The 15,703-nt window shown below is 66.1% G+C and carries 15 protein-coding genes; 7 read left to right on the forward strand and 8 right to left on the reverse strand.

What is annotated here, in order from left to right; all coding sequences use genetic code 11:
* On the forward strand, positions 1 to 338 hold a 338-nt coding region (locus tag E3T35_RS19310; protein ID WP_166789934.1), incomplete at its 5' end, for a hypothetical protein.
* Between the two features lie 389 nt (positions 339 to 727).
* Here the strand turns inward: E3T35_RS19310 and E3T35_RS11960 are convergent.
* Both E3T35_RS11960 and dapD read right to left on the reverse strand, forming a co-directional pair.
* The gene (locus E3T35_RS11960; protein WP_134379294.1) at positions 728 to 3,349 is read right to left on the reverse strand and encodes a penicillin acylase family protein; all 2,622 of its coding nucleotides are present in this window, start codon (positions 3,347 to 3,349) and stop codon (positions 728 to 730) included.
* A gap of 94 nt (positions 3,350 to 3,443) precedes the next feature.
* A complete protein-coding gene (gene dapD, locus E3T35_RS11965; RefSeq protein ID WP_134379296.1) occupies positions 3,444 to 4,427 on the reverse strand; it encodes a 2,3,4,5-tetrahydropyridine-2,6-dicarboxylate N-succinyltransferase in 984 nt (327 codons plus the stop codon).
* A gap of 17 nt (positions 4,428 to 4,444) precedes the next feature.
* On the opposite strand from dapD, the gene dapE reads away from it, so the two are divergent.
* The 3 genes from dapE to E3T35_RS11980 all read left to right on the forward strand — a co-directional run bounded on the left by dapE (position 4,445) and on the right by E3T35_RS11980 (position 7,090).
* Positions 4,445 to 5,557, forward strand: a complete 1,113-nt coding sequence (gene dapE / locus E3T35_RS11970; protein WP_241988833.1) for a succinyl-diaminopimelate desuccinylase — start codon at positions 4,445 to 4,447, stop codon at positions 5,555 to 5,557.
* A 27-nt stretch (positions 5,558 to 5,584) separates the two neighbouring features.
* A complete protein-coding gene (locus E3T35_RS11975) occupies positions 5,585 to 6,820 on the forward strand; it encodes a hypothetical protein (protein WP_241988834.1) in 1,236 nt (411 codons plus the stop codon).
* 93 nt (positions 6,821 to 6,913) lie between these two features.
* A complete protein-coding gene (locus E3T35_RS11980; protein WP_092108645.1) occupies positions 6,914 to 7,090 on the forward strand; it encodes a DUF3117 domain-containing protein in 177 nt (58 codons plus the stop codon).
* 77 nt (positions 7,091 to 7,167) lie between these two features.
* Here E3T35_RS11980 and E3T35_RS11985 read toward each other — a convergent pair whose 3' ends face one another.
* The gene (locus tag E3T35_RS11985; RefSeq protein WP_134379298.1) at positions 7,168 to 7,800 is read right to left on the reverse strand and encodes an O-methyltransferase; all 633 of its coding nucleotides are present in this window, start codon (positions 7,798 to 7,800) and stop codon (positions 7,168 to 7,170) included.
* 87 nt (positions 7,801 to 7,887) lie between these two features.
* Here E3T35_RS11985 and E3T35_RS11990 point away from each other — a divergent pair, with 87 nt between their 5' ends.
* Both E3T35_RS11990 and ppk2 read left to right on the forward strand, forming a co-directional pair.
* Positions 7,888 to 8,277: a sec-independent translocase gene (locus tag E3T35_RS11990; RefSeq protein WP_092340763.1), complete on the forward strand. Its 390-nt coding sequence runs from the start codon at positions 7,888 to 7,890 to the stop codon at positions 8,275 to 8,277.
* A 21-nt stretch (positions 8,278 to 8,298) separates the two neighbouring features.
* On the forward strand, positions 8,299 to 9,123 hold the full coding sequence (gene ppk2, locus E3T35_RS11995) for a polyphosphate kinase 2 (protein WP_104130237.1): 825 nt from the start codon (positions 8,299 to 8,301) through the stop codon (positions 9,121 to 9,123).
* Positions 9,124 to 9,126: 3 nt separating this feature from the next.
* On the opposite strand, the gene E3T35_RS12000 is transcribed toward ppk2, so the two are convergent.
* The 3 genes from E3T35_RS12000 to E3T35_RS12010 form a co-directional block, all read right to left on the reverse strand.
* Positions 9,127 to 10,293: an Mrp/NBP35 family ATP-binding protein gene (locus tag E3T35_RS12000; RefSeq protein WP_134346431.1), complete on the reverse strand. Its 1,167-nt coding sequence runs from the start codon at positions 10,291 to 10,293 to the stop codon at positions 9,127 to 9,129.
* Positions 10,290 to 10,859: a DUF1003 domain-containing protein gene (locus E3T35_RS12005; RefSeq protein ID WP_134346432.1), complete on the reverse strand. Its 570-nt coding sequence runs from the start codon at positions 10,857 to 10,859 to the stop codon at positions 10,290 to 10,292. The genes E3T35_RS12000 and E3T35_RS12005 overlap by 4 nt, the downstream gene beginning before the upstream one ends.
* Positions 10,860 to 10,985: 126 nt before the next feature.
* Positions 10,986 to 12,317: a magnesium transporter MgtE N-terminal domain-containing protein gene (locus E3T35_RS12010; RefSeq protein WP_134379300.1), complete on the reverse strand. Its 1,332-nt coding sequence runs from the start codon at positions 12,315 to 12,317 to the stop codon at positions 10,986 to 10,988.
* A 109-nt stretch (positions 12,318 to 12,426) separates the two neighbouring features.
* Here E3T35_RS12010 and E3T35_RS12015 point away from each other — a divergent pair, with 109 nt between their 5' ends.
* Positions 12,427 to 12,942: a general stress protein gene (locus tag E3T35_RS12015; protein ID WP_134379302.1), complete on the forward strand. Its 516-nt coding sequence runs from the start codon at positions 12,427 to 12,429 to the stop codon at positions 12,940 to 12,942.
* Between the two features lie 70 nt (positions 12,943 to 13,012).
* Here E3T35_RS12015 and E3T35_RS12020 read toward each other — a convergent pair whose 3' ends face one another.
* Positions 13,013 to 14,569, reverse strand: a complete 1,557-nt coding sequence (locus tag E3T35_RS12020; RefSeq protein WP_134379304.1) for an aminopeptidase P family protein — start codon at positions 14,567 to 14,569, stop codon at positions 13,013 to 13,015.
* A gap of 86 nt (positions 14,570 to 14,655) precedes the next feature.
* Entirely contained in the window at positions 14,656 to 15,696 is a 1,041-nt protein-coding gene (locus tag E3T35_RS12025) for an endonuclease/exonuclease/phosphatase family protein (RefSeq protein WP_134379306.1), read from the reverse strand.
* Positions 15,697 to 15,703 lie beyond the last annotated feature (7 nt).

Consider the following 15,703-nt stretch of genomic DNA (forward strand, 5'->3'; position numbering starts at 1 on the left):
TCCACAATCGGCACTGGCGGGTCCTATTCCTCGACGAAACATACTGGCTGCAACCTCCGGTCGAGACTGATCCCGAGCAAACCCTGATTGCGCTGCCCAGCAAGAACCCGCTCATGCAGCCGCCCCCGCTGCACGATGCGCTCGAAGCGAAGGCGCGCGCCGCGGCGACCGCAGACCGCAGCGCGTTGGGTCATGGCGGTTTCGACAGGCTCGATCAACGAAATGGTGGGGCCCCGAAGACAGGCGCGCGTCCCAGCGATGGCGGTTTCGATGGGATCGCTCCGCGACAGGATGACGAGCCGCTAGAGGACTACCCGCACCACGACTACCGCAACTGAGCCGTCACCTCGCCAGGATCCAACCGGGCCGGCACGGGAGGCAGGCAGACAGGCGTTGGGCGATGGGGGTCTCGACGGGTTCGACCGGCGGATGGTGGCGCCCCGCAGGCTGGGGCGTGTTGGGCGATGGCGGTCCCGACTCGCGGGATCGTGGGGCCCGAGACCGCTGAAGCGGGAGCTTTGATGTGTCACCAAGATTTAGCGTGTTGGAGTGCGAGGGAGTCGTCAGTAGCCGGCAGAAATTGGCCGTTGCCGCAGGGAATCGTCTTGATACCTGGTTTCGCGGGGTCTCCGTTCGAGCACACGGTCGAGGGGGTGTCGGCGTCGTCCACTCGCTGCGTCCCCTCCGCGCCACTGTCCGTAGCGAGCGCCGCTGCTCACCCGGGGCCCTATGAGGCCGGCTCGAGCGTCAGGGTGTTGGTGGCGACGGCGTTGATGGCGGCCGGCGTGAACAGCCACGGACGGGTCTCGTGATCACGCCAGAGTGGCGCCTGGTCGGTGTAGTTGGGGTGGAAGGCATGACCGGATGCCCCGGTGAGATTGATCCAGGTGGAGTCATCGAAATTCTCCAGGCTCACCACCTGCCGCATTGACGGCACCCAGTCCACCTGGTAGCCCTGGGTGGCATCCCAGCCGACCGCGTTGACGACGGCCGACCCTCCGGCGAGCTCGTACGGCCCGCGGTTGAATAACCACTCAAGCGGGGCGATGCCGGACTTACCGAAGCTCTGGTTGGTGAGTTCCAGGGTGTGGATGCTGCCCCACTGCCAGTCCTGCGGGTTGGAGCCCATGAGATCGGCGGCTTCGGCCGCGGCATCCGTCATCACGCGTCGCAGCATGCTCTCTTGGCCAACGGTGCCGTAGGAAGCGTTCGACCACCAGGGGGAGTTTGGCTGGTCGAGAAGGCTCGTGACCACGGAGAACGCGCGGTCGCCACCGGTGAGAGCAGCGCCGTCGTCGATCTTGCCGGTGAAGATATCGTGCAGCAGGGTGCGCCAGATCACGTTGAAGTACGCGGCGGCCGCGCTGTCGACGTCGACCTGGTAGTCCCAGCCGTCGAGCAACTTCTGCGCTTCGGCGGCGTCACCGCTGAGCCGCACCTGCTGCAGCGCCGGAACCAGCGTCGCTGCGATGGCACTGTAATTGTCGCCCTGAATTTCGCTCATCAGTTCGGCTGTCATCGGGGTTTTCGCGGCGATGAGCTCCTGCAGCCGAGCCGTGATCTGGTTCGCCCGATAGCCGAGGTCCCAGTCGGCGGTCAGCAGGTATGGGTAACTCGGGTCGGTGGCGGCGTTATTGGCCGTGACGATGTATCCGCTCGGCGGATTGAACGTGCTGGGCAGGGCGTCAAAGGGGATGTATCCGGTCCAGCCGTACTGGCTGGTCCAGCCGGGAACGGGCAGGGTGCCGTTGCCGCTGGCCCGAATGGGAATGAGCCCGGGCGCCTGATAGCCAATATTTCCGTCGACGTCGGCGTAGGTGAGGTTCTGCGCCGGCACCTCGAACAGGGCGGCCGCGGCGCGAAAACTGGTCCAGTCGGTCGCCTGGTTCAAAGCAAAAATAGCGGATGCCGTGTGCCCCGGCGTGAGCGCCGTCCATTGCAGGGACAGCTCGTAGCTGGTCTGCTCCGCGCCGGCCTCGGCGGCGGGGGCGGGGGCGGGTGTCAGCCCGGTGGCCTCGGGAAAGTCGCTCGCGATCCGCTGGTAGCTGGTGCCGTCGAACCCGCTCAGCAATGGCCCGTGTTCGGTCGAACGAATCTCGATCTTCACGTCGTCACCACCGGCGACGGAGATCTTCTCGTCGCGCAGCAGCAGGGGTTTCGCAACACCGTCGAATTCGTAGTTGTCGCCGGTGACCTTCTCGATGTAAAGGTCGGCGACGTCGGGCCCGAGGTTGGTAAACCCCCACGCGATGCGCTCATTGTGGCCGATGATCACGCCGGGCATGCCGGAGAAGCTGTATCCGGCCACGTCGAACGGGCAATCGGCGGTGATCGACTGGCAGCGTAACCCCACCTGGTACCAGACCGAGGGTAACGCCGGGCCGAGGTGCGGGTCGTTGGCCAGCAGCGGCTTGCCGGTATCGGTGAGGGCGCCGGAGACCACCCAGGAATTCGAGCCGATCTCCCCGCCGGCCGGCCCGAGAAGCTCGGGCACCGACCCGAGATGCGCGCGCAGCTCGGCCAGGGCTCCGGCGTAGGAGTCGACCGAAGCCAGCGCGGCGGGGGCATCCGGTGAATCCGGGGCCGGCTCGGCGGCTCGCGGCGCCCCGGCCGATGGCAGGGTGAGGGCCTGGCTGCCGGTGATGGTGGGATGCTGCGCGGCCGGATAGTCGGGATGCAACTGGCTTACCTCGGTGGGCGTGAGCGTCGTCGAGAGCAGAGCCCGGTCGATTTCGTCGTCGAGGTTGGAGCGCAGGTCCCAGGCCATGGCCTTCAGCCAGGCCACGGAATCAGCCGGGGTCCACTTTTCGACCTCGTACCCGGGGTTTTGGAGGCCCAGCACGGCATACTCCAGCGATAGATCGGCGCCCTGATGGGTGTCGAGGTAGGCGTTCACTCCGTCGGCATAGGACTGGTAATAGCCGAGAGTCACCGGGTCGAGCAGGGCCACTTCCTGCTCGGCGACGGCTCGCCAGCCGAGGGTGCGCACGAACGTGTCGGTACCGATCTGGCTCTCGCCGAACAGCTCCGAGAGCCTGCCGCTCGTGACGTGGCGGCGAAAATCCATCTCCCAGAACCGGTCCTGGGCGTGCACGTAGCCCTCAGCGAGAAACAGGTCGCTCGCCGTCTTCGCGGTGATCTGTGGAATTCCGTACGTCTCGCGCGTGACCGTGACGGCGCTTGAGAGGCCGGTGATCTCGACGTTGCCCGCGAGCGTTGGGAATGACCGCGTGACCGTATAGACACCGAGCCCTGCAGTGACGAGCACCAGGCCGACGACGGTCGCGAGTGCGATCAGTAATCGCCGAACGCGGCGGTGCCCCTTGCTGCGCGGTGCGTCGGTTCCCACGTCACTCCTTCGTGAATCGCGCGTTCCCGTAAGAGCGGATGTACGCTACCCGGATGCTAGCGGAACCCACCGACATCCGCTTGTCAGCACCAGCTCAGGCGTGCAGTGCGGCGTTCAGCGTGATTCCGCTGCCACTGCGGGCGAGCACCTCGACGGCGCCGGAGATGGAGTTGCGGCGAAACAGCAGGTTAGGCACGCCGGAGAGCTCGACCGCTTTCACCGTGGCGAACGTGCCGTCGGTGAGCCGTGGTTCGCCGACGAGCAGAACCTTGGTGCCGGCCGTCACGTAGAGTCCGGCCTCGACCACGCTGTCATCGCCGATCGCGATGCCCACGCCGGAATTGGCTCCGAGCAGCGCGCGCGCGCCGATCGAGATGCGCTGCGTTCCGCCACCTGACAGGGTGCCCATAATGGATGCGCCGCCACCGATATCCGCGCCGTCACCGACCACGACGCCCTGCGAGATGCGGCCCTCGACCATGGAGGAACCGAGGGTGCCGGCGTTGAAGTTGACGAAGCCCTCGTGCATCACCGTGGTGCCGGGGGCGAGGTGGGCGCCGAGCCGCACGCGGGAGGCATCCGCTATTCTCACGCCGGTCGGAACGACATAGTCAAGCAGCGGTGGAAATTTGTCGACGCCGCTGGCCTGAATGCCGGCGCGCTGCAGGGTCGGGCGCAGGCGGGCGAAATCGGCCGGCACCATGGGACCGGCGTTGGTCCACACGACGGTGGGCAGAAAAGCGAAGATGCCGTCGAGGTTGATGCTGTTCGGCAGAACGAGGAGGTGCGAGAGCAGGTGCAGCCGCAGGTAGGCATCCGACGTGCTGGCTGGTGCCGCGCCGAGGGTGATTTCCACCGTGACGGCTTCAAGGCGTACCGCGCGGCGGGCGTCGTCGCCAGCCGCTTCGCTCAATTCCGCCGGAACGATCCAGCGATCGCGGCCGGTCGGCAGCGCGCCGAGTACCGGGGTGGGAAACCAGGTATCCAGCACGGTGCCGTCGGTGGCGACGGTGGCGAGGCCGTATCCCCAGGCCTGGGTCGGTGTGGCAGGAGCGTTTTCGGAAACTACGGAGGGCATACCTCTAGATTAGTAGGGTGACTTCTAGACTTCCGGCCCCAGCAAAAACCACCGTGCTCGACCTGACAGCGACGTCAATCGAACTGACAAGACAAATCTGCGACCTGGAGTCGGTGTCGGGCAATGAGACCGCGCTCGCCGACGCGATCGTGGCGGCGCTTCACGGTTTCGACCACCTCGAGATCATTCGCGACGGCGACACCGTCGTCGCCCGCACCAACCTGAATCGTGCCCAGCGCGTCGTCATCGCCGGCCACATCGACACAGTGCCGCTCAACGACAACCTGCCCACCCGCTACGAGATCATCGACGGCACCGACTACCTCTGGGGCCGCGGCACCGTCGATATGAAGGCCGGCGTGGCCGTACAGCTGAAGCTCGCCGCCGAACTGACCGACCCCGGGGTCGACGTGACCTGGATGTGGTACGACCACGAAGAGGTCTCCGACGAGCTCAACGGCCTCGGCCGGCTTGCCCGCAACCGTCCCGACCTGTTCGCTGGCGACTTCGCCATTCTCGGCGAACCGACTCGAAGCCAGATCGAGGGTGGCTGCAACGGCAACCTGCGCGTGGAGATTCGCACCTTCGGTCTGCGATCGCACTCGGCGCGCAGCTGGGTCGGCGAGAACGCCATTCACAAGGCCGCCCCGATTCTCAACATTCTGGCCGGTTACACGGCCCGCGAGGTCGAGGTTGAGGGCCTGGTCTACCGCGAAGGGCTGAACGCGGTCGGCATTACCGGCGGCGTCGCCGGCAACATCATCCCCGACGAGTGCATGGTGCACGTCAACTACCGTTTCGCCCCCAGCCGCAGCGCCGACGAAGCCGTCGCCCACTTGCGTGAGCTGTTCGCCGGCTACGACCTCACCGTAGTCGACCGTGCCGAGGGCGCCCGGCCCGGCCTCGACGCCCCGCTCGCCCGGGAATTCCTGAACGCTGTCGGCGGTGTCGCTACGCCCAAGTACGGCTGGACCGACGTCGCCCGCTTCTCCGCGCTCGGCGTTCCGGCCGTCAACTACGGTCCCGGCGACCCGCTCAAGGCGCACGCCGACGACGAACGCGTCGCCGTGGCCGAGATCACGGCCTGCGAGAACGGCCTGCGCGCCTGGCTGAGCGCATCCGTTCGTTAACGCAGCGACAGAACAATGACTGAGCGGATGCTCCGCCCCCGCAGGCAGACCGCGCCCCGGTCGCGCGCCCGGCGGCTGCCGGCGGCCTGGCACGCCCGCTACCGGCTGACCCCGTGGTGGGGCAAGGTCGTCGTGGTCTGGGCGCTGTCACGCCTGGTCACGACAAGCCTCATCCTGGTGCTGGCGAGCGTACAGGGCCCCAACGCGTGGACCGGTGCCAGCCCGACATACACCGATTTCGCGACCATGTGGGACGGTCGCTGGTACAACATCGTCGCGGCGGTCGGTTATCCCAGCGTGCTGCCGCTCACCGATGGGGGACAGATCGGCGAGAATGCCTGGGCGTTCATGCCGGGCTATCCGGTGGTGGCCCGGCTGATCATGGAACTGACCAATTTTCCGTGGGCGCCGGTGGCGGTGTTCGTGTCGGTCGCTTTCAGTCTCGGCACCGCCCTGCTGTTCTACCGCCTCATGGCGCGGGTGCAGTCGCCGGCGACCGCCCTGTTCTCGGTGGTGCTGTTCTGCGTTGCCCCGCTGTCGCCGATTCTGCAGTTCGCCTACGCCGAGTCGATGTACCTGTTCTTTCTTACCCTCGCCCTCTACCTGCTGCTCGAGCGCCGCTACTGGCTGCTGTTCCCGGTGATCGCGGTGATGGCCCTCACCCGGCCGAGCGGACTCGCATTTGCCCTCGCCCTCGGGCTGCACGTGATCTACCGCTTCGTCACGCGCCGCCGCGACCCGTTTTCCGTCGCCGAGCGGATGCTGGCGGCCTCCGTTGCCGTCTTCAGCGCGCTGATGGGACTGGCCTGGCCGATCGCGGCCTGGGCCGCCACCGGCGACCTGATGGCCTACACCGACACCGAGTTGGCGTGGCGGGCACCGTACATCGGCTATGTGGAACTGGTTCCGTTCACGGCCTGGTTCCAGGGCGGCGCCTGGTGGCTCGGTAGCCCGTGGGGCATCGTGGTGGTCACCGCCCTCATCCTGACCTTCGCCGTGCTGCTGTTCACGCCCGCAGTGCGGCGGCTCGGCGTGGATCTGCGGCTGTGGGTGGCCAGTTACGGGCTGTACCTGCTCGCCGTATTCTTTCCGCAATCGAGTACGTTCCGGCTGCTCATGCCGATGTTTCCCTTGCTCGGTGCGGCCGCGCTACCGCGCAGCCGCATCTATCGAGTGTCGATCGTTCTGCTCTTCGTGGCCGGCCAGTGGGGCTGGCTGTTGATCTGCTGGGGCGTCGATGGTTACGACTGGACTCCGCCGTAAGAAGCCTGATCTGACACTGAGTCCGACCCTAATTTACGTCTCGGGCCGAGATAGTCGATAATGGGTATACAAAGACGAATGGAAGGGGAGTTCATGGCGGCCATGAAGCCACGTACCGGAGACGGTCCAATGGAGGCTGTAAAAGAGGGGCGCCTGATCATCGTGCGTGTACCGCTCGAAGGTGGGGGTCGGCTCGTTGTCTCCGTCAACGACGCCGAGGCCAAGGAACTTCACGATGCACTTGCCGGGGTTGTCGCTGCGGCGAAGTAGCCTCGTGTTCCTATAGTTAGTACACCAGAACGGCCACGCAGGTATTGCGTGGCCGTTCTGGTGTATCTGGGAACGTTCTAGGCGCGCAGCTTGGTGATCTGCAGCAGCCCGTCGCCGACCGGGGACAGCGCGCTGATCACGGCGCTCGATGCGGCGATCTCGGTCAGCAGAGTGCGAAACCCGGTCGCGACATCGTCGCGCTGAGCCGGGTCGGCCACCCGTCCGCGCCACAGCGCGTGCGCGACGAGCACCGTGCCGCCCGGACGGGCCAGGCGCAGTCCGTGTTCGACGTACTCGATGACCGACTGTGGGTCGGCGTCAATGAACACAATGTCGTAAGAATTCTCGTTCATGCGGGGCAGAACCTCGCCGGCCTTGCCCGTGATGAGGCGCACCCGGTTCGCCGGAATCTTCGCTTCGATGAAGTTCGCCCTCGCGTGCTGCAGATGGTCGACCTCGGTATCAATCGAGGTGAGAGTTGCGCCGGGAGCTCCGGTCAGCAGCCAGATCCCCGAAACTCCGGCCCCGGTACCGACCTCGAGGATGCTGCGTGCCCCGGTGGCCGCCGCCAGAACGGCCGATTGCGCCCCCACCGAGGGCGGAATGGCATCGATCCCCAACTCGAGGGATTGCTGGCGCGCCTTGGCGATAGCTTCGGACTCCACGACACAGTCGTCGGAGAATTTCCAGTTCAGTTCAATGTCAGACACAAATAACTCCAGTAGATGATTAGGTCAAGACTAGGGCCGGGGCGCGTGTGGTCTGTGGATGCCTCGCCGGGCAGTTACTCTAAGGACATGTTTGGGCTGACGTTCGAGAAGATTCTTCTGATCGGGATCATCGCTGTCTTCTTGCTCGGCCCCGACAAACTACCGCACTACGCCGCGCAGCTCGCTCGCCTCGTGCGCCAGTTGCGCGATATGGCCAACGGGGCCAAAGACCGCATGCGCGATGAAATGGGTCCGGAGTTCGACGATCTGGACTGGAAAAAACTGGACCCGCGCCAGTATGACCCGCGTCGCATCATCCGGGAAGCCCTCGCCGACGAAGACCCGTTCAAGGAACAGTCCGCAACGATTTCTCGCGCCGAACCCAACCCGGAGGGTGCATACCTGAAACGTAAGCGGGCACGGGAGGCGGCCCTGGCCGCGCTCGAACCGGCCCCGTTCGATACTGAAGCCACGTAGTTCCGGTCTGAAGGAGTCTCGATGTCGAAAACGCCTACAACCGTTCTGCGCGTCAAGAAGAAGGTCTACGAGGCCGAACTGGCCCGCCTGCAGGCCGAACTGGTCACGATGCAGCAGTGGGTGAAGGCATCCGGTGCCCGTGTCGTGGTGATATTCGAGGGCCGCGATGCCGCGGGTAAGGGCTCGGCGATCAAGCGCATCACCGAATACCTGAACCCCCGCGTCGCACGCATCGTCGCCCTGCCGATGCCCACCGAACGTCAGCGCGGCCAGTGGTATTTTCAGCGGTACATCGAGCACCTGCCATCGACCGGCGAGATCGTGCTGATGGACCGCTCCTGGTACAACCGGGCCGGCGTCGAACGGGTCATGGGCTACTGCACGAGTGATGAATATCGCCGGTTTCTGCACCAGGCACCGTTGTTCGAGCGGATGCTGGTCGAAGACGGAATCCTGCTGGTCAAGTACTGGTTCTCGGTGTCTGACCTGGAGCAGGAACGACGTTTTCGGTCACGCCTGAACGACCCGATGCGGCGCTGGAAGCTCTCCGAAACCGACGTGCTGTCGATCACTAAATGGGTCGACTATTCCAAGGCGAAAGACGAGATGTTCGTGCACACAGACATCGCCGAAGCGCCCTGGTGGGTGGTGGAGAGTGAAGACAAGCGTTCGTCCCGGCTGAACGTGATCAGCCATCTGCTCTCGCTCGTGCCGTACGAGAAGATCGACCCGCCGAAGGTGCACATTCCGCCGCGTCCGCCGGACTCCGACTACGAGCGGCCGCCGCGCGAGGAGAACCACCAGGTTCCCGACCACGCGGCGACGCTGGTCAAGCCGAAAGAGTAGGCGCTAACGCGGCGTGAGCCCGAGGCTGAGGCCGGCCAGGCCACGCGCACGGGTTTTCATGCTGTGGGCCAGCGCCAAAATGGCGCGGGCTGCGGGGTCGTCGGGCGCGCCGAGCACAACCGGCAGTCCGTCGTCGCCGCCGGTGCGCAGGGCCAGGCTGAGCGGAACCTGCGCGAGCACCGGTACCGGTGTCTCCTGACCGACCGAGAGCCGCCTGGCCACTTCGGCGCCGCCGCCGGAACCGAACAGTTCGAGCAGGCTGCCGTCGGGCTGCACCAGGGCGGACATGTTCTCGATCACGCCGTAGACGCTTTGCCCGGTCTGGCGGGCCACGATTCCGCTGCGCTCCGCCACATCGGCGGCCGCCGCCTGCGGGGTGGTGACAACGATGACCTCGGCGTGGGGGAGCAGCTGGCCGACCGTGATGGCGATGTCGCCGGTTCCTGGCGGTAGGTCGAGCAGGAGTACGTCGAGGTCGCCGAAGTACACGTCGGTAAGGAACTGCTTGATCGTGCGGTGCAGCATCGGGCCGCGCCACGCGACCGCGGCCGACTTGTCATCGATGAACATGCCGATCGAGATGACCTTCACGTCGTGCGCGATCGGCGGCAGAATCATATCGCCGACCTGGGTCGGCTTCACCGCGAGCCCGTCGTGCACGAGGCCGAGCAGGCCGGGAATGCTGAAGCCGTGCACGTCGGCATCCACGATGCCCACCCGCAGTCCTTCGCCGGCCAGTGCCACCGCCAGGTTCGCGGTGACGGTGGACTTGCCCACGCCGCCCTTGCCACTCGTGATCGCGTAGACGCGGGTGAGTGACTCCGGGCCGAACTGCACGCTGCGCTCCACCTGGCCGCCGCGCAGCTTCTCGGTGAGCGCGGTGCGCTGCTCGCGGGTCATGATCGCCACCTCGACGCTCGCCAGGCCGACCCCGGCCACCGACTCGGCGGCGGCCAGAACGTCGCTCTCAATGCGCGCTGCGGCCGGACAACCAGCAATGGTCAAGCGGATGCCGACGCTCACCCGCCCGGTCTCGCTCACCGTCACCCCCGACACCATGTCGAGGTCGGTGATGGGTTTGCGAATCTCCGGGTCGGTCACCCGGGCCAGGGCGGTGAACACGCGGGCGCGGATGCTGTCGGGCGTTGAACTCAGTGGGGCAGGAGTCATGCGGTGGGGCGGCTTTCGTTGGTGATGTCGGAGCCTGTGGGTTCATCCAGGTGACTGCGTTCATCACTGCGCTCATCCAGGTGTTCGAGCAACGCACGCAATTCGGCGCGAATGAAATCCTTCGAGGCCATGTCCTTGATCGCGATGCGCAGGGCCACGACCTCGCGGGCGAGGTACTCGGTGTCGGCGAGGGTGCGTTCGGCCCGCTGCCGGTCCTGTTCGAACTGCACCCGGTCGCGGTCGTCCTGCCGGTTCTGAGCGAGCAGGATCATCGGCGCGGCATAGGACGCCTGCATCGACAAAACCAGGGTCAGCGCGATGAACCCGAGTGCCACGGAGTCGAAGCGCCAGGCCACCGGAGCGAGGGTGTTCCAGGAGATCCAGGCGACGGCGAACAGGGTGAGCCCGAGCAGAAACCACGGGGTGCCCATGCCGCGGGCGATCGCCTCGGTGAAGCGTCCGAACCGGTCCCGACTGTGTCCGCTCCGATTCAGCCCAACGATGTTGCTCGTCCGCAGGCCCTTGGGGGCGTCCAGGCGCAGGTCGGCGCGGTTATTGCGGGCCACGAGTCGTCCTTTGCGCTCCGGGCAGTATTGGTATGGTGATGCTGCCGGTTCGGCGGTTATTGCGGGCCACGAGCTGTCCTTTGCGCTCCGGGCAGTATTGGTATGGTAATGCTGCCGGTTCGGCGGTTATTGCGGGCCACGAGTCGTCCTTTGCGCTCCGGGCAGTGGAATGCTGCCGGTTCTCAGTTCGCTGCGGGCTGCGGCCCGGCGGCGCACATCATCATTGCCGTCGTGGCTGCGCCAGTCGTCGGGCAGCAGGTAGTCGAGCACGTCATCAATCGTCACCACCCCGACCAGTCGGTAGTTCTCGTCGACCACGGGCACCGACACCAGGTCGTAGCTCGCCAGGATACGGCTCACTTCGGCGGCCGACGTGTCGGCGGTGACCGGGTCGAGTCCGGCGTCGAGCAGCGTGCCGAGGCGTTCGTGGGGCGGGTAGCGCAGCATCCGCTGAAAATGCACCATGCCGAGGAAGCGGCCGGTGGGAGCTTCGTAGGGCGGCAGGGTCACGCAGATCGCCGCGCCGAGCGCCGGGGCGAGGTCGTGCCGACGGATGCGCGCGAGTCCTTCGGCGACGGTGGCGTCGGCTGAAACAATGATCGGTTCGGTCGTCATGAGCCCGCCCGCGGTGTCGGGGGCGTAGGAGAGCAGAAAGCGTACGTCTTCGGCTTCTTCGGGCTCCATCAGGTCGAGCAGCTGTTCGCCGCGCTCCTCTGGCAGCTGGGCGATGAGGTCGGCGGCGTCGTCGGGCTGCATCTGGTCGAGCACGTCGGCGGCGCGGGCGTCGCCGAGGCTGGTCAGAATGCCGACCTGGTCGGTTTCGGGCATCTCTTCGAGCACGTCGGCGAGGCGATCATCCGGCAGTTCACCGGCTACCTCGAACATGCGCTCGCGCGGCAGGTCGAGCAGGGTGTTGGCAAGGTCGGCGGGCTTGAGGTCGGAGTAGGTCGCGATGAGGTGTTCGGCGGATTGCGCCTGGCCCTTGGTTTCTTTTTCGCGTACCTCGGCCCAGGTGGCGAAGGTCGTGACGCCCTTGACGAACGGTGAGGCGCTCGTTTTGGGGCGGCGCACGAACAGTTGGCTGATGGCCCAGTCCGCCTCCGTGCCCTCCTTGATCGCGACGTCTTCAATAGTGGCTTCGCCGGAACCGTCGGTGAAGAGCACCTTGCGGCCGAGTAATTCGGCGATGACGCGCACCTCGCCGCCGCGCTGTTCGTAGCGGCGCACGTTGATCAGGCCGGTCGTGATGATCTGGCCGCTGCCGATGCTGGTGACCCGATTGATCGACACGAACACGCGGCGTTTGCCCGGTATCTCCACGATCAGGCCGACAACGCTGGGCGGGTCGTTTTTTCGATACACCACGAGAACATCGCGCACCTTGCCCACGCGGTCGCCCGCGGGGTCGAAAACGATGCACCCGGCCAGTCGGGCAACAAAAACTCTGGTGGCACTCACACTATAAATGTAGGCCACTGGCCTGATAATGGTGGCCCGGCACGAAGGGTTCATTTTCGCTGAACGACCACTCAGCCCCGCAGTCCGGCCGTCATGAAAGAATGGGGTCATGAGCAACCAGAGCCTTTTCTCCCGACGCCGCCCGGTGCTGCCCCCCGTGTTGCCGCGCGGGGAGGTGCTCGCCACCTACAGCACGTACGCTGACGCGCAGGCCGCCGTCGACACGCTGGCGAAGGCCGATTTTCCGGTGAAACAGCTCTCGATCGTGGGCAACGACCTCAAGAGTGTTGAGCGGGTGACCGGCAAACTGACCTACGGCCGGGTCGCGCTCGCGGGGGCGGCATCCGGTGCCTGGCTCGGAATCTTCTTCGGCATCCTGTTCTTTCTGTTCTCGCCGACCGGATCGAGCCTGCCGTTCGTGTTCGCCGCCCTCATCATGGGCGCCGGGTTCGGCATGCTGCTCGGGATCGCGAGCTACGCCATCAACCGGCGTCGGCGTGACTTCACCTCGACCATGCAGGTCATCGCGACCAGTTACCAGATCATCGTCGATCCCGAGCTGGTACACCGTGCCCGCAACCTGTTGGGCGAAGAGCCCCCGGCACCCGTCACTCCCTCTGAATAGTCACGCGAGAGCGCAAAAAGTGCCCGATTGAGATTCTCAAACGGGCACTTTTTGCGCTCTCGCGAACCGGTTAGCGCTTGGACGCCGCCAACCACGCCTCTACGTCGGTGGCGGTTCGGGGGATCGCGGCCGAGAGGTTTTCGGCACCGGTCTCGGTCACCAGGATGTCGTCTTCGATGCGCACGCCGATGCCGCGGAATTCGGCCGGAACGGTGAGGTCGTCGGGCTGAAAGTACAGGCCGGGTTCGATGGTGAAGACCATGCCCGGTTCGAGTACGCCGTCCATGTACATGTCGCGGCGGGCCTGCGCGCAGTCGTGCACGTCGATGCCGAGATGGTGGCTGGTGCCGTGCACCATGTAGCGGCGGTGCTGGCCGTTCTCTGGCTGCAGGGCCTCGTCGGCGGAGACCGGAAGCATGCCCCACTCGGCGGTGCGGCGCGCGATGACGTTCATTGCCGCAGCGTGCACGTCGCGAAACACCACGCCGGGGAGAACGACGGCGAAGGCGGCATCCGCTGCTTCACGAACGGTCTCGTAGACCAGACGCTGCACGTCGGTGTAGACGCCGTTGACCGGGAGGGTGCGGGTGATGTCGGCGGTGTAGTAGCTGTCGAGCTCAACGCCGGCGTCGATGAGAATCAGGTCGCCGGGGGCGACGACGCCGTCGTTGCGGGTCCAGTGCAGGATGCAGGCGTGCGGGCCGGACGCGGCGATGGTGTCGTAGCCGACCGTGTTGCCGTCGCTGCGCGCCCGGGTGTTGAAGACGCCCTCGACCAGGCGCTCGCCGCGGGCGTGCTGGCTCGAACGCGGCAGGTCGGCGATGACATCGTCGAAGCCGCGCGCGGTCGCGGCGACGGCGAGGCGCATCTGCGCAATCTCGTAGGCATCCTTCACCAGGCGCAGTTCGGAGACGTCGCGGGCCAAGCCGGCGTCGGGCTCGTGCTCAGCGTTGATCTCGATGCTGAACGGGGAATCGGTGGCGTTGCTGCCGAGTACCCGTTCCGCGGCGAAGCGCAGGCGCGCTTCGTCGACCTGCTCGGTGAAGGTCGGGTCGGCCTCCCGCAGCACGAGGGTTTCGCTGTCGACGGCGTTCAGCACTCCGGCGAGCTCGGCGATGCCGCGCACATCGAGAGCCAGATCGCTCGCGACCTGGGCCACCGATGGGCGCGGGCCGATCCAGAATTCGCCGATGTCGGGGTTGGCGTAGAACTCGTCGGAGTCGCGGCCGGCTCGTTCCCGAAAGTACAGTGTGGCGTCGTGGCCGGCATCCGTCGGTTCGAGCACGAGAACGGCGCCGGGTTCGCTGTCGCTGCCCCAGCCGGTGAGGTGCGCGAAGGCGGAGTGTGCACGAAAGGCGTAGTCGGTGTCGTTGGAGCGCTGCTTCAATCGGCCGGCCGGAATGATCAGGCGCGCTCCGGGGTACTGGGCAGAGAGCCGTGCACGTCGGGCGGCGGCGAAGGGCGCCTGTTCGCGGGCGGGCGGCAGCACGTCGGTGCGATCGGCCCAGCCGCTCGCGATGAACGATTTGAAGCCGGTAGATCCCGGTGTGGTCGAACGGTTCTCGTTCGAGCGCACGGGTGGAGTCAGAGCAGCGGGAATAAAAGCGGAAGCAGTGGTATCAGCCATTGCACCATTGTCGCACCGCACTCTGGGCGGCGGCCGATCACCGTGGCGCAGATACTGCGATGACCGGATGCCGGTGCCTGCGCGGTCTACGCGGCCGGTGTGAGCGTGGCCACGATCGGCCGGTGATCGCTGCCGGCACCGTCGAGCGACTCGATCACCTGCAGCGCGCTCACGTGCCAGTTCGGGGTAGCCATGACGTGATCGATGGGGCCGCCGAGCAGCGCGGGAACGCTGGTGGGCCAGGTGCCGACGGCCGCTGCGCCGGCCGATAGCGCGGCATCCCCGCAATTTCCGAGAACAGCGTCCGGCGCACCGGCGCGGCCGGCCATGTGATCGAGGGTCGAGTTGAAATCGCCCGCCATGATCACGTTGTCGGCCTGACACTGGGTGGCGAGCCAGTCGAGGTCGCTGCGCCAGTTCGACATTTCATACTGGATCGGGGCCACGGCATGTACGGCCACGATGGTCGGTCCGCTGCCGTCCACCGGTTTGGCGACAACGGTCGGCAGCACGTTGGTGTTGCCGGGCGGGCCGGACCCGGCCGCGTTGCTCACGGCGTACTCGCCGAGGTCCGGACTGATCAGCAGGGTGGTGGAACGAGCCTTCGACACCAGATCGAAGGCAAGTGTGTGCACCCACATGGGCCGGCCGGCGTCGCGCATGAGTTCGGCGATCAGGACACCGGTCGCCTCTGTGGTTTCGGGCAGGGTGACGATATCGGCATTCTGAGCCACCGCTTCCGCGGCGATGACCGCGGCGCCCGGAGCGTCTCCCAGTGTGTTCCAGCTGAGAACGGTGACGGAGCCGGCGGAACTAGTTGGCGCCGTACTGACATCGGCGCTATCAGCGGTGAAGCCGCGGGAGGCGAGAATACCGAGATTGGCCACGGCGAACAGGGCGAGCAGCACCATGACCATGCCGAGGGTTCGCCGCAGCGGCCGAATGAAGCGCAGCAGACCGAACAGCACGAGGCCGACGATCGCACCGATCACGGCGATCGCCCGAAACGACACGAGGTGTGCGACGACCCAGGTGTTGTGCAGGCCGAACGCCTGCGGCCAGGTCAGGACCAGCAGGAAAACGGCGGCAGCGATGAGAATCAGTGCCCGGAAGAGTCGCGTGAACATTGTTTTG

This window comes from Cryobacterium sp. TMT1-2-2 (assembly GCF_004403505.1).
Classification (GTDB): Bacteria; Actinomycetota; Actinomycetes; order Actinomycetales; family Microbacteriaceae; genus Cryobacterium; species Cryobacterium flavum.

Bases quoted from the DNA above. Each gene is read 5' to 3' on its own strand.
- dapD (WP_134379296.1), bottom strand. From the start codon at position 4,427: ATGCCCTCCGTAGTTTCCGAAAACGCTCCTGCCACACCGACCCAGGCC.
- E3T35_RS11975 (WP_241988834.1), top strand. From the start codon at position 5,585: ATGCTCCGCCCCCGCAGGCAGACCGCGCCCCGGTCGCGCGCCCGGCGG.
- E3T35_RS11990 (WP_092340763.1), top strand. From the start codon at position 7,888: ATGTTTGGGCTGACGTTCGAGAAGATTCTTCTGATCGGGATCATCGCT.
- E3T35_RS12025 (WP_134379306.1), bottom strand. From the start codon at position 15,696: ATGTTCACGCGACTCTTCCGGGCACTGATTCTCATCGCTGCCGCCGTT.
- E3T35_RS12020 (WP_134379304.1), bottom strand. From the start codon at position 14,569: ATGGCTGATACCACTGCTTCCGCTTTTATTCCCGCTGCTCTGACTCCA.
- E3T35_RS12015 (WP_134379302.1), top strand. From the start codon at position 12,427: ATGAGCAACCAGAGCCTTTTCTCCCGACGCCGCCCGGTGCTGCCCCCC.
- E3T35_RS11980 (WP_092108645.1), top strand. From the start codon at position 6,914: ATGGCGGCCATGAAGCCACGTACCGGAGACGGTCCAATGGAGGCTGTA.
- E3T35_RS12000 (WP_134346431.1), bottom strand. From the start codon at position 10,293: ATGACTCCTGCCCCACTGAGTTCAACGCCCGACAGCATCCGCGCCCGC.
- ppk2 (WP_104130237.1), top strand. From the start codon at position 8,299: ATGTCGAAAACGCCTACAACCGTTCTGCGCGTCAAGAAGAAGGTCTAC.